Source organism: Rhodopirellula europaea 6C, from assembly GCF_000338295.1.
GTDB lineage: Bacteria > Planctomycetota > Planctomycetia > Pirellulales > Pirellulaceae > Rhodopirellula > Rhodopirellula europaea.
Window position 1 is genome coordinate 14,494 of sequence record NZ_ANMO01000117.1, and the last position, 18,536, is coordinate 33,029.

Sequence of the window (18,536 nt, forward strand, 5' to 3'; positions counted from 1 at the left end):
GGGAAACGACGCCGCAAACCTAGCAGGCGAATTGCCGACAGGGCACACCGGATTCATTCGACCTGCATCAAGTAAGCAATCAAGTCGGCCATCGCCTGCGGATCGAGTTGTTCTTCCAGGCCTTCCGGCATGATGGACATCCCGGTGCTTTGCAATCGTTCGATGTCGACTCGAAGCAGCGAATCTTTGGCCGATTCGGCACGCTGCAGCGTGATCGAAGTCGCTGATTCTTCGGTGATCATTCCTGTCAGCGTTCGTCCATCGACGTCCAAGGCAACATAGTTCAGATACTGAGGGTTCACCTCGCGGTTGGGATCCAAGACGTTGGTGAGGATGAAGTCGGCTCCGCGAGTTTTGACCGTCGCCAAATTCGGACCGATCTCATGACCGCGGTTTTCGAGTCGATGGCAATTGGCACAATGTTTCGAGAAGAGCTTGCTGCCACGAGCGACATCAGCTGACAATTGCAGTGACTCTTGGTAGGCCTGGACAACTTGTTCACGGTTCTTTGAACCGCTTGATTCGAGCAGCTCGGACGCGAGTCTCTGAGTCGATGAGTCGGTCGATTTGGCAGCGAGTTGCAAACGCGATCTGGAGACTTCGCTGAGAGGGATATCTGCCGATTCGATCGCGTTTAACAAACCAAGCAAACGGTCAGGCCGCGAAAACAGGATTTCACTGGCCGTTTCGCGAAGGCTGGGGCTGAGGCTGCTCCACTGCGACAACAAGGTTTCGGTGATGTCGCTGGAATCAAAACGGCCCCAAGTGATCATGGCCGCTCGTTGGATCGCGATGGGATGACGGCTGTCGATCAAGTTTGGCAAAACAGCTGACGCCCGAGACGCGGAGGCGTAACGCAAACTCTCAACCGCGCGGACGCGAACATCGACAGGTTCGGATTCATCGAGTGTGACTCGCTCAAGTCGTTCGAGCATCTCGCTCATCACGCGATCAATCTTGGTTAGCTCACCGGATTCTTCGAGTTGATGAAGCAGCGTGTCCTTTCGTGAGCGAGATTCCAGTAGCTTGCCGAGAATCGGAAGAGCAAAGTCGCCATTGTCGGGTGTCAGGTTCGACACCGCTGCGATCGCCATGCGGATATCGGTTGGACTGTTCTGCTGAGTGATCTGAGACGCCAAACGACCGACAAATTCGCTGAGTCGGTGATCGAACGGCGTTGTGAGTAGCTCGGCAAACAATTCACCAGCCCCGTCGGCAACGGAACTTTGCACCGCTGTTTGCATCCATCGGTCAGTGGGATTTCGGCGAATGATCTTGGCAAGCGTTTGCGTCTTCTCGAATCCGACGATCGATCCCGCGGTGAAAGCGAGCTGGTAGCGGACTTCAATCGATAAATCGTCGGTTCGTTCCGCGAGTTTGTTTCGCAAAGCTTCGCTGGACGGCAGTTTCTCCGTCAAGCGAATCGCTTGTTTTCGAATGGAAGGATGAGGATCGTTCAGTCTCGGAAGAATGGTTTGTTCATCGAGTTGTTCGAGACCGTCCAGGACTGCCAACGCGTGCAAGCGTCCCAGCGGTGTTTCGGGGTGGTTGGCGACCTGTTTTAGTTCGGCGATGCACTCCGATTGTCGTTCGAACAACAGACGGCTTGCCGTTTCGCGATGCCAGGCGTTGGGGTGAGCAAGCAGATCGACCAATTCGAAATCGCTTGCACGATTCAGATTCGGAGTTGGGCGATGTTGGAATTCATTTGGCACGAGTCGGTACAGACGGCCTCGATCGCGTCCCGAGGTCAGGTCCAAGTGCTGCTTGATTTCAGCAGGCAGACTTTTGGGGTGTTCAATGACTTCGCGACAAACATCGATGATGTGCAGCGAACCATCCGGCGCATTTGCGAACTGAGCCGGCCGGAACCAGATGTCGGTGGAGGTGACCAGTTCGCTGTTGGTGTCGACTCGTTTGCCGACCCATTTTAATCCGTTGGGATGGAGTCGTTTGCGATGGATGAGGTTGCTTCCCACATCGCCGATGATTGCCATACCTTGAAAAGCCTCAGGCCAAGCGTCTCCGCGCACAATTGTGACTCCGGTGGCACCGGTGAAGTAGCCCGCCGCTCGACCGCCACCTTCAATCGGGCCGCGTGCCTTGCCGCTGACTCGCAAACGCGTGCGGACAATCCGCCAAGGTTCCACGGGGCTGGTTCGAAACACTTCGGCCTGCGGTCCGTCTTCGGCAATCGACACTCTCGCTGCAGCGGGCTGCAACAGTGGATTGCGACCGATGTAGTGATCTTTGTACATGACCTGCTGAAGGTGATCGCTGTTGGACGACACAAATTTGCGACCCCAATCATCGAAACACATTCCGTGTTGAGCCGCACCGCTGGTCAGTTCAAATTCACCGGTCCGGGGATCCAACGCGATGTCACGGCCTCGAACATTGATCGCGTCCGATTCAGGTTGGCCCGGCCGCCGAATCATTCCGCCCGTGCTGCTGCACGCGATGTGAATACGATTGTCGAGTCCCCATCGAAACGAGTTCATGAGGCCCTGGACGTTAAATGTGCCGAATCCGGTTAAGACGGTGTCGCGCTGATCCGCTTTACCGTCGCCGTCCGTGTCCCGAAAATAATAGAGGTTGGGGGCATCACCGACGAACAGTCCACCGTCCCACGGGAACAAACCGGTCGGCCAAAGAAGCCCTTCCGCAAAGATGGTGCTCGAGTCATAGACTCCGTCTTGGTTCACGTCCCGCAAATGAGAAATTCGCGAGATGCCTTTGTCACGATCTTCGCTGTAGCCTCGCATTTCGCAAACGAAAAGCGATCCATCCGCGGCCCATTCCATGGCCACGGGGCTGGTCACCAACGGTTCACTGGCGATCAATTGGATTTGAAAACCATCGGCAACTTGGAATTCTTGTAGTGTTTCTGAGGGAGGAGTTGGTGGTACACGAGGAAGCTCGTCGGAGTAGTCATCCTGCGTGAATGCTGAAACGCTCACCAGCGAGAACGCGATGGAAAGGCTGGCGATGAACGTGCGAAGCAGCAAAGAACGATTGGCTAGCATCATCGTGTTTCAACCTCTACTGACGCCGAGGTTTCGGTCTCGACAGTTGGCTCTTCGACTGATTCTTCGGCGTTGACTTCCAGAAGCTCTCTCACGCCATCCATCAGGACACTTTCGACTTCGGGAGCCACCTTGGATGCACGCTGGCTCGTTTCGTAGCCGCCTTGTCCATAGGCTTCCTCGGTTCCGATGTATCCCGGCCCGTAGTCGCCGTACGCTGCCATAGCAATTTTCAAGTCTGGTCGCATTGCCTTCGCGGCCAATTGATATTCAACGAATAGCTCGCCTGGCATGTGCAACAGTCGAACGTCGGCGATCGACAGACAACTCAGTTCAACCTTGTGTCCGTTCTGGCAACGCAGCAGCCACGCCAAGTCATCGGGACTGCCCCAATAGTCGGTCGTGTTCCAATCACCCAACTTTTGTCGCAGTGTATCGGCGTCCAAGTGAGGAGCCGGTGGAAGCGAAACTGGTGTGAACGTCCAGTCAATATCATCTGTCGTGATGGCAAACTTCGTTGTGTTGTCGGCTGCCTCTTCCATCGCATCCGCGACACGATGAGCCAGCCTCATGCGGTTGGCAGGCGAACCATCGTTGTACTTGCCCGCGCCAATGTTTCCGCCGGCACCATTGAAATGAACGTGAAGCACATTGGGGCGTGCTTGCCCACGAATGAATCGAGCCAAGCCGGGGAAATCGGGGCTGGGGACACCCGTTCGATAATAGCTTTGAGGATGACACGCGTAGTGCGTGATCACCGCGAGGGCTTTGTCGCCATTGAAAAACGTCAGCGAAGTCAATTCGGGATCGATCGTTCCAACGGGAGCGGCGATCATCTTGGGATCACGGCAAGCGGTGTAACGAGTCGCGATGACCTTGCCCGTCTCGTCTTGTAGACGGCGGTTGGATGCGACGTCCTTCACTTCAGCCGATCCCCAACCCGCGTGCGTGACCTCGGTCGCTCCGTTGATTCCTTCCTTGACCGCATCGGACAATCGATTCAAGACTTCACGTGCGAGTGAACTGTCATATGGTCCCAGGTCAGACTTTCCCGCTTCGTTGACCAGCCGTTCAGCGGTGAAATCACAACGAGGTGCGTCGTGTTGATGAAGCGTGTGCACAGCGACTCGCTCGGGAGTTGTACCTGCGGCTGCCGCCAATCGACTGCGAAATTGGTCGTGTCCTTCGTTTCCAATCCCAATCCAATCGACCGCACACAGCACGATTGGATCATCAGCACCGAGAAGGACGATGCCGCGAGCCCGAAGTGTCATTTCCTCGACCCGTTTGACACGGTCGTAGGCCATCATCGAGCCGACCGTTGGCGTCGCATCGACGTCGAATTTCGCCAACCGAATTGTGGAAGCTTCGGTCACCGGGGTCGGTGCTTCGTCCTGTGCCGACACGTTGTTCGGAACGATTAACGCGGTCACTATCCAAGCGACCAGTACGTTGGCGACAAGGACGCTCAATGGAGGACGGGATGTCATGGTGGGTCTCCGGGCATGTCGCCACACTCGTAGAAAACCGACGAACTCCGCAGCGAGCTTTTCAACACAACTAAACTCAATTGAGATCGTGTGTGTGTTGAGGGTGCCAAACTGACGAGCTTCGTCGTTCCATTGAAGATGGATGGCGATCAGGGGTGGGACTTGAGGCGGGAGCCACCGCTCGAACAAATGGAGTTCCATTGCACCAGCGGGCTGGTCTTATAGTAGCAGATCGCATCCTATGAGATGGGGCGATGTACGCAACTTTGCGTTTGCCGAACGATTGCTCAGCCATGAAAGAAAGGTGCGTCACAAACGGAGGCAGCAGCGGCATTGATGATCGACGAATGCGAATGCAACGTCACCAAATGCGAAGGGGCGGCCAGATAGCCGCCCCGATGAGCAGTTGATGACAACTGCCTTTGGAATGAGTGAAGACTGACAAGCAGACTTGGCGCGTTGATATGGCGATGCCTCAACCAAGTCTGCTCGATCGTTCTTGGAACTTGATCAGATCAGTTTCGTTTTGCCTGGGATGGCGTAGCTAGGCTCAGGACGACTGCCGTCCCACTGCAAGTCTTTGGGGAAGAGATCCAGTTCTGATTCGTTGGCGACGAAGTCCCAAGTTACTTTCTTGCCGGTGTAAGCAGCCATGCGGCCCATGACGGCAGTCAGCGAACTCTTCGCGGTTTCGAGCAACTCGACGATTGGTTCGCCGCTTCGGATTGAATCGATCAAGTCCTTGTGCTCTTGGCGGTAGGCATCCGCGATGCTTCCTTCGAGCTTCAAAGTTTCCTTGCCGTTGCGGTCCAAGAAGGTTGATCCGCTGCTGCCGGCACCGATGACGGCGAAGCCCTTGGTTCCGCGAACTGTGCTGCCGTTTTCGGCGGTTGAACCAGGGATTTGGCGACACATGAACGAAACCGGACGCTCGTCGGAGTACATGTAGTCGATCGACATGCTGTCCCACATTTCGCTGTCGTCGGGACGGGTGAAGCGTCCGCCGGAACCGTAGGCGCTGACCGGTGGTCCTTGCATGACCCAGTTCATCAGGTCGATGTTGTGAACGGCTTGCTCCGCAATTTGGTCTCCGGACAACCAAATGAAGTGCATCCAGTTGTTGAGTTGGTATTGCGTGTCGCTGACGCCTTCGGCTCGGTTCTTGTACCAAATGCCTTGGCTGCAGTAACGCGAGGTCATGCCGATGATGTCACCAATCTCACCGTCGTGAATCCGTTTGACCGCTTCCATGTAGTTGGATTGGCGACGGTACTGGGTTCCGGTGACGATGGCCGTGCCGTTCTTCTCGGCTTCTTCGTGTGCGGCGACGCAGATCCGATATCCGGCGGGATCGACGCAGGAGGGTTTCTCAGCGAAGACATGTTTGCCGGCTTTGACAGCTTCGGCGATGTGAGATGGACGGAAGGCTGGTGAAGTCGTCAAGAACACAACTTCGACTTCAGGGTCTTCTAGAACCGCCTTGTAAGCATCCAAGCCTGAGTGAATGCGATCGTCGGCGACATTGATCTTGTCGCCGTGACGACGAGTCATTCCCTTGCGAAGTCGTTCCGCGTTGCCAGGATCCAAGTCCGCGATGGTGACCAGTTCGATGTTGTCGTTGATCGAGAACGAGTCGTTGACCGCACCCGTTCCACGTCCGCCCGCACCGACGATTCCGATTTTGATCTTGCGATTGGGATCAGCGGACGCGGCGTGAGTGTGAACCATTTGGCTGGCACCAACCGTTGCTGCCAACGCGGCGGAAGCGGAAGCACCGCGTCGCAGAACTTCGCGACGGGAGGTGGTTGGTTGATCAGAAGTGGTGCGGTTCAGCTTGTCATTCATATCAGGCTCACTCGGAAACAATCACAGGGAAGAACTGCGGGACGCAATTCGGAAGGTTGGAAATCAGGTGGGATGAAGGCGGAGAAGAATCTGGTGGGAGGGAAGTAATGCGAATGGGAATCGGACGAGGCCACCGGTCATCTTCGGGAGCAAATCAAGCTGTCTTGGTGACCTCGTCCATCCCATCCGATTGGTCCACAAAGTGGGCCAACCGAAGTTCAGTTTAGTTGGGGTTTCTGGATAGGCGGCGTTTGGTTGGATTGGCTGTTCGGGCGTTCGGTATGGTTTTGTTGCTGGAACCGGGGCTAACGCCCAAACGGCTGACTCGGTCGAGATGCTGGCCCGCTAAGTCGTGCGTCTAAGTACTAATGGTTTCGTTGGTTTCTAGTTCGATGGTTTTGCCCGTTCGGAAGGATTCGTCCGCAGCCGCGACAATTTTCATTGAGTTGACGGCGTCTTGCAGGTGGGCAGTCAAATCGTTGTCTTGTTGTATCGCGTCAAGGAAGAACTGTTGTTCTCGATGGCACAGACCGTCGTGATCGGGTTCGTCTTCCAGATGGATCCATTCGTCGTCGCGGGCGAAGTTGCCTTCCGCGTTCAACTTTCCATGGTGCAAACGAATGGACTCTGTTTTGGTGTGAGCATCCACGTTGTCGCTTTGTCCCGTTGAAGAGGCCGATTCAGCGACGATGGAAACCGAACCGTTTGGTCCGACAACGTCTTTCACGAAGAACGCGGTCTCGCTCATCATTGGCCCCCAACCGGCTTCGTACCAGCCAACTGAGCCATCTTCGAATGTGACCTGGAGTTGGCCGTAGTTGACCATGCCTTCGGGGAGTTCATCGGTCAGTCGCGCGCCGATTCCGGAAACTCGCACTGGACGCGAACCCGTCATTTGGCACATCACGTCGACGTAGTGAACACCGCAGTCGACGATGGGCGACACGGTCGACATCAATCGTTTGTGTGTTTCCCAAGTGGCACCCGATGATGATTGATTCAGGTTCATCCGCATCACCAACGGTTTGCCCAATGTGTGAGCGATCTCGATGAAACGGTTCCAACTCGGGTGATGTCGCAGGATGTAACCCACCACGACTTTGCGATTGGTCGCCAATGCGGTGGCCGCGATTTCTTCGGCGGCTTCGACGGAATCGGCCAAAGGCTTTTCAACAAACACGTGGCAGCCCGCTTCCAAAGCCGTTGTCACGAAGCGTGCGTGGGTGTCTGGCCAAGTCGAAACGCAAACGGCGTCTGGTTGGGTTGCCTGAAGTGCTTCGTCGAAGTCTTGATAGGTTGGGTAGTCGCTGCCGAGCTCTTCGTTCAGCTTTGCACCGGACTCTTTGGACCGAGTGCAGATGCCGACGATTTCAAACCCATCGATGGCTTGGTAGGCCAACGCATGAGACCGGCCCATGTTTCCGGCACCGACGCACAGGATGCGAACGCGTTCTTGGTTCGTAGCAGATTCACTCATCGGATTGTTTCTCCCAACGTGGCCGAGGACAAACAATCAGCCGCCGCGTCGTCGAGCAGGTATTGCACGTCGCCGTGTGTTTGCAAGTAGGTGGCAGGAATGGTGGAGCTGATCTGGCCCTCAATGGCTCGCTGGACGATGTCAGCTTTGTGTTCACCGAACGCGAGCAAGCGAATTCGGCGTGATTGCAGAATAGAATCGACTCCCATTGTGATCGCGAGCAGCGGAACATGCTCGATGCCGCCGAAGTCCTTGACCGCATCCAGACGAGTCAAATCATCCAGTTTGACCATTCGAGTCCGCGTGTCTCGCGTGGCACCCGGTTCATTGAATCCGATGTGCCCGGTGCGTCCGATCCCCAGCAATTGCAAATCAATTCCACCGGACGATGCGATCAGTTCGTCGTAATCTCGGCAGTACCCGGGAACCGCTTCCAACTCGATGGTTCCCTTGGGGATGTGAACGTTGGCACGGACAATGTCGATGTGATCGAACAGATGCTGATTCATGAAGCGAACGTAGCTTTGCGCCGCGTCCGGTTTGATCGGGTAGTACTCATCCAAATTGAATGTGACCACGTTGTGGAAGGACAATCCTTCTTCGCGGTGCATACGCACCAATTCGCGATAGACGCGAATGGGAGTTGATCCGGTGGCCAATCCCAAAACGCAGTTGCGATGTTGGGAGGCACGGTGACGAATTAAGGACCCAATTTCTCTCGCAACCCGTCGGCTGGCGTCACCGGCGCTTGCCATTCGCAGGACGGACAGCCCCGACGTGGATTGGGTTGGGTTGTTTAACGGCGAGGGACTTTCCAAAGTACTACTCATGAGTGTGTCGCTTGCAAAGCAGAGTTGGTCGAGTGAGAAGAGTGTTGGATCGGAAAGAGAGCCGAAAGTACGTCATCGCCTGGGTGCCCGTGCCCGCGATGTTGTACGAACGCTTCGGCGGCTCGCGTTCCGATGTCAGTGCCCCGCGTTTGGCTGTGTTCACGCATTGCGGTCAAGTATTCGTCGATCCCGTTGTGTGAACGCAACCATTCCAATTGGCTTTTGTGGCAAGCCAGCATCCGTGTTTTGGTTTCGAGTTGTTCGCTAATATCAACGAACGTTGTCGGTGTGATCGCATGACCCATTCGGTCTTGGCCATCGTGTCCGTCGGTGTAATACAAATAGGGAACTTGCGAACCTTTGATGACCGGTTCGGCAGAGGCATTCGGGGCGGCGTAAACAAAACTCGCCGCTCGTCCGAGTTGGCCGGTGATTTCATGATCGGCGTGGTAGTCCGACATTGGCATGGTGATCACCAACGTCGGTGCGATGCGCCGGAAAATGTCAATCGACTTTTGCAATGATTGGCGGTCGTAGACGAGGCGACCGTCCGGTTCGTTGAGTGTGTGGAAAGTTGCACCAATCAACTCGGCCGCGTTGGTGCCTTCGGCGAATCGAATGCGTGCGGTTTCATCAGGGCCATCGTTCATCGATCCGCAGTCACCCGCTGTGACGGAGACGATATGAACTTCCCAACCTGATTCCTGCAGACGAATCAGTGTGCCGCCACAAGAGATCTCCGCATCGTCGGGGTGGGCCATGAAGGCGAGCGCCACTTTTCGATCAGGAACGGAGGGACGGGTTGGCATAGCGGGGCGACTCACGGTTGGGGGATGCGATCTGTCGGGCGTCATTCTGCAGACTCTGGGGTGATGTTTCTCCACAATGATTGCCCTTTTGTGGTACTCTGTTTGCGCGGTCACGGGGCCGATTATGAAACTATGCGCATTTTTCCAGGAAGTAATACTTTCTGCGCGCGAGCGTCGCTGGCATGCCGGTGAATGGATCCAGCCGGCAATTTCCAGCGAACGGCTTCTCCAGCCATTCCATTGCAACGTTCTGACTGACTCGAACCATGGCGTGTTCATGAAAGCCTCTTACGAAAAGCTGGTTCCTAACGACGGCCAATCATTTCGATGTTTTGACCGTGCTTCGTTGCAGTCGCCAGTCAAATGGCACCGGCACCCCGAGGTTGAATTGACCTACATTCCGTCGGGCGTGGGTTCACGAATGGTGGGTGATCACATCGGCAGTTACACCGATCATGATTTGGTGTTGTTGGGATCTGAATTGCCGCACACGTGGGCATCCGACGAATACCGAGGCCAGGTTTACGATTTGCATTCCGCGATGGTGTTGCAATTTCATCCTGACTTCTTGGGGCCCGATTTCTTTCGACTCAACGAGATGGTTGATGTCCATCACCTGCTTCATCGCGCCAGTCGCGGGTTGTGGTTCCCGGCAAGGATGGCGGAATCGATCGGTAGCCAACTGATCGATTTGGAAAGACAGCGGGGAGCGAGACGTTTGGTAACGTTGCTTTCAATCTTGGATCAACTCGCAAGTTGCACCGACGCCGAGCCTCTAGCGTCGCATCTGTATCGGGCCAGCAACAACGAAGAAGTGGAGACTCGCATCCAGGTGATTTGTGACCACATCACGCACCATCTCACCGATCCCGAATTGACGCACAGCGAGTTAGCGGAACTGGCGGACATGAATGCATCCGCGTTCAGTCGGTTCTTCAAACAATCGACCGGGCGAACGGTGTCGGCGTATATCAATGAGTTGCGGATCGGGTTCGCTTGTCGATTGCTAACCGACACAGACGATTCGATTTTGTCGATCAGCCAGCAATCGGGCTATCAAAATTTGTCGAACTTCAATCGACGATTTCAGCAACACCGAAAGATGACACCTCGTGAGTACCGCAACCGAGTTCGAATCGCGGTTTGAGCGATCGATCTCAGTTGGAAGATTCTTCCTTCGAAATTGCTTGTGTCAGTTTGACCTTCATTTTCAGTGACTTTCGCCGCCACTTCGCCGCTTCTTCTTGGTCACCGCCTTTGAGGAAGGCGTCCGACACAACCATGAACGCTTCGGAGAGGATTTTGGGATCTTTCGGATCTTTGGCTTCCTGAATTCGACGCACAAAGTCATCCATTTTTTCGCGAACTTCCGGCAACGCACAGATCCTCTCTCCATCTCGCGTGGAACAGCCGAAGACGATTCCCGCCAGCTTGTCGTAGTCGCCGAGCAAGTCCGTTCCCTTGGGAACCAACCGCATCACGATTGAATTTTCGGAGTCGTTGGGGACTTCGATCTTGAAATTCCGGCGTCCGAGCACGATGGGGACCTCGTAGCGATCGTCGTCAACGTAAAGCTCCCAGGTGCCAACAGGCAATTTGATCCTTGCGATGCCATCCTTGTTGGTGTGGTCGACAAATGTCGATGGATAGCGAGGCTGGTTTTGTTGATTTTGGAAGTACGCGAGCAGGTCGGGATTTCCAAAGAAGTCCGCACTTCGCGTTAAAGGTGTGCCGTAAACTTGTGATCCCCAATTGGTCCACGAGACGTTTGGATAGGCGGTCACTTTCACGTCGCGAAGCGGTTTGTCGTCCAGGCTTTTCACCTGAACCCGGCATACATGCAATGATTCCATCTCCAAAGTGATCGGCGTGTCCAACGGCGGATCAAAGATGAAAGGGTGCCCGTGACGACTGTTCAGCTTTTGGGCTGCTTCCGGGGAACGGACTCGGTGATTTTCGGTTAGCCCGATAATTTGAATGGATTGATCTCTCGGCCAGCCTTCAATCAGAAAGGTCCCGTCGGCGTTGACTGGGACCCAAGATGACCAAGTCACCCGTTCCCGAGCTGACTTCGGCGGAACGGTCATCGCCAGCACACGGCCATCGACGACTGGACGCGGAACATTGTCTGCGAGTTTTCCGGAGACGGCCGTGGCGGAATGAAGCGCAACATCCATCGGCGTGTTTGCGCCAGGGGTGAGTTCGACTTCGAAAATTTCACTGAAGTGCGTGGGTTCCCCATCGACCAGACGAACCAAGAGAAAGTCGCATTCACCGGGGAACAGATTATCAACGCGGACTTGGTCGCCTTGGATCTCCCGGCGGAAACTATTTTCCAAAGAACCGATGTCGGAACGAAGGACTTGGATTTGGTCCATCGTGAAGTCGTTGTCTGGCTCGATGAGCGGCCGGAAAAGGATGCTTGCTGCAGGCTGCATTTCGATTTCAAACACGTCGTCGGACGGTACGTCCATGTGAATTGCATCTGCCAAACAGAATGACTCATGTCGAACATGCACAGACACTTGCAGTGTTCGCGATTTTTCGGCGACATCACGATAGAACGGGTAGGAGATGTTCGCGATTCCGTGCTTGTCCGTTCGGGCAGCTTCCGGCTTCATTTCGGAAGCGTCTTTGCCATTGCTGAGCCAATGACCGTGGCCCTGCGAGTACCGAAGTGCCCACGGAGTCACCACCGCACCTTCGATCGGATCGTCATTTGGATCGGTGACTTGAACAGCAATCGTTTGTGTCGTTTGTTCGCCCACGATGGTGAACAGATCGTTCTCTTCAGCGGAAAGCGAACAGCGGTCGGATACCGCAAACAACAATACAACGGCAGTTAGCAGCGATAATTTCATCACAAGTGGCCCTTGAAATTCGCGAGTTCAGGCGTCAATTCACATGCGATGCCTGCTGGAATTATAGGGGAGCCACTGACTCGATAGCGGAATTGCCGCGATCAGAAGAGATCTTTCTCCAGCCATCTCCAAGCCATGTACTGCATTCTGGGTAAATGGAACGGCCCTTTCCAAAGGTTACCTTTCAGTTCGCTGCTCAGGCTTCCGTCGCGGTGCAAGTATCCGAACCACTCGCCGTGTTTGTGATCGGGGAAGTGAGAGTAGGCCCAGTCGTGTGCCTGCCGGTGCCACTGCGCATATTTGTCTTCGCCGGTCAGCAGGTGAGCAAGAAGCGTTGCCAGGATGGTTTCGTTTTGCGGCCACCAGAACTTCATGTCGTGCCAGTACTCTTGCACGGGCAAACCTCGTACATCGACGAAGTACAGGATTCCACCGTGCTTCTCGTCCCAACCGCGGTTCCACATCCAGTCGAGCATTTGGCAGCCGGTTTCGATCAAGTTGGTGTCACCACGCAAGTGACCTTCCCACATGATGAACCAAGCTCCCTCGATCGCGTGTCCCGGATTGAGCGTGCGTCCGTCGAAATGATCCAGGAGCTGACCATCGACTCCCACCGTTTCCATCACGCACTCAATGTCTGGCTTGAGGTGAAATTCGCGGATGGTGGCGACACTGCGGTCAATCCAATGATCGGCATCCACCAATCCAATTGATTGCCGCAATTCTTGAGCGGTCGCGATGGTCATCATTGGGAATCCCATGCCTCGCGATGGCCGAGTCGCGGTAAATTTGGAGCTCGCTTCGACGCTGTTCAAATTGTGGTCGACAAACCGGTTGAAAGCCTGATTCGCTCGCTCGCGGTAGTGAGCTTCTCCGGTGGCCAAGGCGAGTTCGCCATAGGCGATTGCCGCGAAGCATTCCGAGTACGCATAACGTCGTTTTCGAATCGGTTGGCCGTCTTGGGTGACATGGAACCACATGCGGCCATCGGTCGAGTCGTAACAATGTTGGTCCAAGAACGCCGCGCCGCGGATAGCCAGTTGCAGCCATTCGTCCCGAGGCTCCACGTTGTTGTACAGTTCAGCGAACAACCATGTTGCTCGAGCTTGTTGCCAAACTCCTTTGTCCGTGTCGATGATGGTTCCATCGCGATTCAGCGAGGTGAAGAATCCACCGTCTTTGTAATCGATGCCGTGATTGCACCAGAATGGAATGGTGTCACGCAGCAACCCATCTCGGTACACATCGATCAATGCTTGACGTCGCTCAAGATCCACTGGTCAGCTCTCCACCGAAGCGACCGTTGCGGCGGACGCGGACGTGCCTAGCGTGTGAATGGTCAATCCTGCCAAGGAATCTGTTGGCGGTGACGTCAGCAGGCTGGCCAAATAACCCGATGCAAAACAACTCGTGATGCCACAGGTTGTGTAGAGATATCCGTTGACGTCGGTGAATCGCCAGAGTGTGAACATTGTTGCTGCGCCGATGGTTGCACCCACCATCGCTCCGATTGAATTCGCTCGCGTGGTCAATCCACCGAGCACGAAGAGTCCGCCCAAAACGCCCATGAACAGACCGATCACAACGATGAAGGTATCGAACAGGGATTTGATACTCGGGTCGACAAATACCAAACCAAGCAGTGTGCCCAAAACACCAAGTAAGAATGTCAGTGTGCGAGCGGCGATCAAGTAGCCGCGTTCGCTGCGACACAATCTCAGCGGTCGAAAGAAGTCCGTGACCAACGCCGTCGCGGTGGAGTTCATGCTGGTCGAAACAGTGGACTGAGCCGCCGCGAAAACTCCGGCGACGATGAGGCCCGCCAATCCGATTGGCATCTCGCGAGCGATGAACAACGGGAAGACTTGATCGGTCGTGATCGCCGGTGATAGCCGCTCGGGATGCGAGTGATAGAAACCATGAAGCGCTGTGCCGATTCCGAAGAAGAGGATCGTCGCGGGAATCGTGAGCACCGCATTGGTCCAAATTGATCGAGCGGCAAGCGACTGCGACGCCGTCGTCATGTAACGCTGAACGACGGCTTGATCGGCGGTGTAGGACGAAAGGTTTTGCCCGATCGCTCCTACCACGATGACCCACAATGCGATTTGCGCGTGCGTGGGGCTGAAGTGCAAATTCGCCAGTCGCATTTTGTCTGCGTCCATGGCATGGCCCCAACTGCCGCCAAAGCCGCCATCGGTCCCCATCAGCATCAAGACGATGGCCAAGAACGCGCCCCCGAGCAACACGACGGTTTGAATGGTATCGGTCCAGATCACAGCCTCGATTCCACCGAGCGTGCAGTAGGCAATGCTGAGTCCGCCCATCAGCAAGACGGCTTGTTGTGGCGTGAGCGGCGTTGCGACCGACAATGCGAGTCCCGTTAATGACATCACCACCGCCATCCGGAAAACGTGGAACAACGAGAAGCTGAGGCTGCCAAACCAACGAACCATTCGGTTGAATCGTTTCTCGAGGTACTCGTAGGCACTGGTCGCATCAATCCGGCGAAAAAATGGCATTGCTACATAGACAGCAATGAACGCGACCAGTGGAATCGTGAAATTGCCGATCGAGTATGTCCAGTCCTGGGCGTAGGATTTGGATGGGATTCCGGTGAAGGTCACCGAGCTGAGCATCGTTGCGAAGATGCTGCACCCGGCTGCCCACCATGGAATTTGGCTTCCGCCGCGAAAGTAGTCGTCGGTCGTTCGATTCCGGCGAGCGAAGTAAACTCCAACGCCCAACATGGAAATCAGGTAGGCAAACAAAACGATGTAGTTCAGCGTGCCAAAGCTGCGTTCCGATTCAGCGAGTTCGATTTGATAAACGGCCGGCGAGCGAACACGTGGTCGTACCTCACCCGATGCGACGATGACCGAATCGCCCCAGTGCACGGCTGTGGTCGTCACGTGGTTAGCAGGACTGGTCCCGGCTTCGGTCCAGGTGTCGGTGATCGTGTGATAGGCGAAAGTCTTCTTTGGGAAACCGGGATGGTCGTCTTTGAGCTGGTCGGCCTGGCCGAACAGGCTGCCGTCGTCGCCACCGAGCACCACAATGTGACTTTGTCCGATGTGAGTTGCCGTTCCTGCCATCACCGATTGCGGGACGTCGGCTTTCTGCTGCCAGGCGTTCGTGCTTGGGCGATACGCCCAATTGTCCGTCAAAAATTCAACGCTTGATTGCGATTGCCGGCGACCGCTGATGGAGTAGAGGCATGTTTCGTATCCATCATGCTGTGCCGCGGTCACATGCAAGGCACGCGGGGGGCCAGGGCAATCGGCCAGTCTGGCCCAGACAAGCGAAGCTGGATCATCTGATTGGCTCAGATCCAGCGCCCACAAATGGGATGTCGCGGTGGAGAGATCACTGCCGCTCTGTCCGCCGACGACGTAGACGGTTTTCCCAATGAGTTGAGCGGATGCATGGACGCAGGGTTCCGGCAAAGCGGGAAAGTCAATTCGCTCGATGAGCCGCGAAGATGGATCCCATCGCAGCAGATAGACGTCGCGGAAAGTGGCGTCGGAATCATTGCCTCCCAGACATAGCACACCGTGGTGAGCGGACTCGGATGAAGGAATTGAGACGGACGCCCCGTAGGCGGTCGGACTCGGCAACTTTCCCGCTTCGATCCATTGAGGGCCATCGTCCGTGCTGCTCTCTGAGGAACGAGGTAGAACATAGATCGAATCGTGCCAGACTTTGTCGCTTTCCCAAACCGGGGTCGGAAAATTGGCACCGCCAGCCACGATCAACGCGTCCCCATGCACTCCTACAAACGGGCCCGCCACACCGAGGGAATTGGGGATCGGAGGGAGTTCGCTCCATTTTAACCACTCGTCCCTTTCCGTTTGAGCGTGTGAGATCGCTGGCGAAATTGCCAGCATCCAAGTCGCGATGGAAATGGCCAGCAAATTCAGCGTGATGGACCGTGGATGCTGGAGTCGGACGCGAGGACGCAGCGGGCGATGTCCGATCATGCGTCACTTGGCTTGCTAGAGTCTTCACTCCATTGGAAGAAACCGATCTGTTCGAGCGATTCTCGCAACGATGCAACCTGCGATTGCGAAAGTGATTCCAATGGCAATCGGCATGGACCAACGTCGAGGCCTTGCATCGCCAAGATCGCCTTCATCGCAGGATGGAACGGGTAGCGGCCGATGGTGCAGATCATCTCGATGGATTTGGATTGCCACTGGCGAGCGGATTCCAATTGCCCGCTGGCCAATGCCAATGTCATTTTTCGATAGATATTTGCGGCCAAGTTGTATGTGCTGCCGATCGCGGCGCGGGCTCCGGTTGCGGTCGCGCCCAACAACATCTCGTCACAGCCCCAAACGACGTCAAACTTTCGGTTGGAAAGTTCCAGGCAACGTTGAAACTCGAACAATTTCGTGTCGGTGTATTTCAGTCCGACGAGCGTTGGGATGGCTTCATCCGCTTGAGTGAGGAAGTCCACCATGTCGATGCTGGATCCCGTCAGCATCGGAATGTGGTAGTAGTAAAAAGGAGTTTCCGGCGCCGCCGACGCCAACTCTTGCATGCAGAGAGTGAGTGACTGCACGTTGGCAACTTTGAAATACGATGGGCAAGTCGCTGAGATCGCATCGGCGCCAATTTGCTGGGCATGTTTGGCCAGTCCTTGTGCCTCACGCAAACTGTTGTGCCCGACCTGAACGATCACCGGAACTCGACCGGCGGTCGCATCAACAAAGGCCGAGGCCACCAGTTGGCGTTCTCGCGTGGTGAGAGACATTCCTTCGCCGGTGCTGCCGCAGACGTACAGTCCGGAGACACCGTCGTTTAGCAGTTTCTCGACCATGGCGGGGACAACATCTAGATTGAGATCGCCGCACGCTTTCATTGGGGTGTAGGTCGCGGCGATCAATCCCGATAGCTTTCGGCCGGACATCCGCTGCATCATCAGAGATTCATCGACCATCAGTTCTCCTCCTTGTCAGTGGCATCCGAACCGTTTTGCGATCCCGAGCGTTCCAGTTCGCTCAACGAGATCGCGGTGAAGCTGATCGTTTTGTAGTTGTCTCGTTCGAAGAGGACACCGATGCGACCGTCCTGCATTCGCGTCAAACAAGAGTAGGCGAAACCGCCGGCGTAGATGTTCGTTTGATCAGGCCAAGTTTGACCCTCGTCGTAGCTGACACGAAGAACGCCGTTTTCGCGTTTGGTTTGAGACGCCGGGTTGGCGAACAAGATTCGACTTTTGCCTTCCGACGGCCACGAGTAGCGAAGGATCGATGCTTGGCAGGTGGGCTCAATCAACGTCTGATCGATCTGAAGTTTTGACCACGTTTGCCCGCCGTCGTCGCTAACGGTGACCTTGCGATGTTTCGTTGAGCCCTTGCCTTGCGTTCGGGCGTTTAGCATCACACGACCGTCCGCAAGTTCGACCATTTGGACTTCGTTGGCGTGGCCTTTGCCGTCGCCGGGAGCCACGTCGCCGATGTTCCAAGTTTGGCCGTCGTCGTCGCTATACGCTGCGTAGACTCGCCAATCGTTGTACGGACCTTGGTTGAACGGCATGATGATTCGGCCCTTGTGGGAACCATTCCGCAGGATGATTCCGATGCCTGGACCCGCGGCGACGCTCGTCACATTCTTTTCGCGTTTGACTTGCTTTGAAACGTCATGCGGTGCGGACCAAGTTTGCCCATCGTCGTCGCTCGTCTGGACAAACGTAAAGTACGATTCAGCTCCGAAGCCATCTGACGCTTTGTGTTCGCCGAGCTTGCTGCGTTGATACATCAACAAGACACGGCCGGAATCAAGCACAACGGCTTGAGGGTTGTTCAAGGACAGTTTGCCTTGATCGTTCATCAGAACAACGTCGCTCCAGGTGGAACCGTTGTCGGTTGAACGCTTCATGATCATATCATTGTCGGAATGATCTCCGCCTTGCCGACCTTCGGCAAAAGCGAGCAAGGTTCCGTCGTTGGTGGTGACCAGCGAAGGAATGCGAATCGCGGGATATCCGTCTTGTTTGGGAACAAAGACATCGACGATCTCGCGATGTCCGGTGGCGTGATTGCCAGCTCGGGCGTCGATCGGCAACATCGCGACAAGAAAGCAGCTTGCCGCAAAAAGGAACAGGATTGCCGAGACGAATGGACGGCTGACTCTGCGATGAGGCGGATCGGATAGCAGGCGGGACACAACGAACTCCGTTGAGATCAAAGGTGT

At 55.4% G+C, this 18,536-nt stretch carries 12 protein-coding genes; 1 reads left to right on the top strand and 11 read right to left on the bottom strand.

All coding sequences use genetic code 11. The features are described 5' to 3' along the window. Window positions 1-53 precede the first annotated feature (53 nt). The 6 genes from RE6C_RS11955 to RE6C_RS11985 all read right to left on the bottom strand — a co-directional run bounded on the left by RE6C_RS11955 (window position 54) and on the right by RE6C_RS11985 (window position 9,477). Window positions 54-3,029: a PVC-type heme-binding CxxCH protein gene (locus tag RE6C_RS11955; protein ID WP_008656898.1), complete on the bottom strand. Its 2,976-nt coding sequence runs from the start codon at window positions 3,027-3,029 to the stop codon at window positions 54-56. Then, window positions 3,026-4,459: a hypothetical protein gene (locus RE6C_RS11960; RefSeq protein WP_008656899.1), complete on the bottom strand. Its 1,434-nt coding sequence runs from the start codon at window positions 4,457-4,459 to the stop codon at window positions 3,026-3,028. The genes RE6C_RS11955 and RE6C_RS11960 overlap by 4 nt, the downstream gene beginning before the upstream one ends. A gap of 567 nt (window positions 4,460-5,026) precedes the next feature. Further along, entirely contained in the window at window positions 5,027-6,361 is a 1,335-nt protein-coding gene (locus RE6C_RS11970; RefSeq protein WP_008656902.1) for a Gfo/Idh/MocA family protein, read from the bottom strand. Between the two features lie 358 nt (window positions 6,362-6,719). Continuing rightward, on the bottom strand, window positions 6,720-7,838 hold the full coding sequence (locus tag RE6C_RS11975) for a Gfo/Idh/MocA family protein (RefSeq protein ID WP_008656903.1): 1,119 nt from the start codon (window positions 7,836-7,838) through the stop codon (window positions 6,720-6,722). After that, window positions 7,835-8,668 carry a glucosamine-6-phosphate deaminase gene (gene nagB, locus RE6C_RS11980; RefSeq protein ID WP_236618144.1) on the bottom strand — a complete coding sequence of 278 codons (834 nt, stop codon included), beginning with the start codon at window positions 8,666-8,668 and terminating at the stop codon, window positions 7,835-7,837. The genes RE6C_RS11975 and nagB overlap by 4 nt, the downstream gene beginning before the upstream one ends. Then, window positions 8,665-9,477 carry a PIG-L deacetylase family protein gene (locus RE6C_RS11985; RefSeq protein ID WP_008656906.1) on the bottom strand — a complete coding sequence of 271 codons (813 nt, stop codon included), beginning with the start codon at window positions 9,475-9,477 and terminating at the stop codon, window positions 8,665-8,667. Before RE6C_RS11985 ends, nagB begins: the two co-directional genes overlap by 4 nt. Window positions 9,478-9,754: 277 nt before the next feature. On the opposite strand from RE6C_RS11985, the gene RE6C_RS11990 reads away from it, so the two are divergent. After that, complete coding sequence (locus tag RE6C_RS11990) at window positions 9,755-10,624, top strand: AraC family transcriptional regulator (RefSeq protein ID WP_039961859.1); 870 nt, start codon at window positions 9,755-9,757, stop codon at window positions 10,622-10,624. A gap of 10 nt (window positions 10,625-10,634) precedes the next feature. Here the strand turns inward: RE6C_RS11990 and RE6C_RS11995 are convergent, their stop codons facing one another. The 5 genes from RE6C_RS11995 to RE6C_RS12015 all read right to left on the bottom strand — a co-directional run bounded on the left by RE6C_RS11995 (window position 10,635) and on the right by RE6C_RS12015 (window position 18,509). Next, a complete protein-coding gene (locus tag RE6C_RS11995; protein WP_236618145.1) occupies window positions 10,635-12,338 on the bottom strand; it encodes an Ig-like domain-containing protein in 1,704 nt (567 codons plus the stop codon). A 101-nt stretch (window positions 12,339-12,439) separates the two neighbouring features. After that, entirely contained in the window at window positions 12,440-13,615 is a 1,176-nt protein-coding gene (locus RE6C_RS12000; protein WP_008656912.1) for an AGE family epimerase/isomerase, read from the bottom strand. Between the two features lie 3 nt (window positions 13,616-13,618). Beyond that, window positions 13,619-16,318, bottom strand: coding sequence for a sodium:solute symporter family protein (locus RE6C_RS12005; RefSeq protein WP_008656913.1), 2,700 nt, complete (start codon window positions 16,316-16,318; stop codon window positions 13,619-13,621). Further along, window positions 16,315-17,280: an N-acetylneuraminate lyase gene (locus RE6C_RS12010; RefSeq protein ID WP_008656914.1), complete on the bottom strand. Its 966-nt coding sequence runs from the start codon at window positions 17,278-17,280 to the stop codon at window positions 16,315-16,317. Before RE6C_RS12010 ends, RE6C_RS12005 begins: the two co-directional genes overlap by 4 nt. Further along, window positions 17,280-18,509: a sialidase family protein gene (locus tag RE6C_RS12015; RefSeq protein WP_008656915.1), complete on the bottom strand. Its 1,230-nt coding sequence runs from the start codon at window positions 18,507-18,509 to the stop codon at window positions 17,280-17,282. The genes RE6C_RS12010 and RE6C_RS12015 overlap by 1 nt, the downstream gene beginning before the upstream one ends. Between the last annotated feature and the right edge of the window lie 27 nt (window positions 18,510-18,536).

What these genes read in the sequence shown, in the direction of transcription:
- RE6C_RS11955 (WP_008656898.1), bottom strand. Translation starts at nt 3,029, where the DNA reads ATGATGCTAGCCAATCGTTCTTTGCTGCTTCGCACGTTCATCGCCAGC.
- RE6C_RS11970 (WP_008656902.1), bottom strand. Translation starts at nt 6,361, where the DNA reads ATGAATGACAAGCTGAACCGCACCACTTCTGATCAACCAACCACCTCC.
- RE6C_RS11975 (WP_008656903.1), bottom strand. Translation starts at nt 7,838, where the DNA reads ATGAGTGAATCTGCTACGAACCAAGAACGCGTTCGCATCCTGTGCGTC.
- nagB (WP_236618144.1), bottom strand. Translation starts at nt 8,668, where the DNA reads ATGAGTAGTACTTTGGAAAGTCCCTCGCCGTTAAACAACCCAACCCAA.
- RE6C_RS11985 (WP_008656906.1), bottom strand. Translation starts at nt 9,477, where the DNA reads ATGCCAACCCGTCCCTCCGTTCCTGATCGAAAAGTGGCGCTCGCCTTC.
- RE6C_RS11990 (WP_039961859.1), top strand. Translation starts at nt 9,755, where the DNA reads ATGAAAGCCTCTTACGAAAAGCTGGTTCCTAACGACGGCCAATCATTT.
- RE6C_RS11995 (WP_236618145.1), bottom strand. Translation starts at nt 12,338, where the DNA reads ATGAAATTATCGCTGCTAACTGCCGTTGTATTGTTGTTTGCGGTATCC.
- RE6C_RS12005 (WP_008656913.1), bottom strand. Translation starts at nt 16,318, where the DNA reads ATGATCGGACATCGCCCGCTGCGTCCTCGCGTCCGACTCCAGCATCCA.
- RE6C_RS12010 (WP_008656914.1), bottom strand. Translation starts at nt 17,280, where the DNA reads ATGGTCGATGAATCTCTGATGATGCAGCGGATGTCCGGCCGAAAGCTA.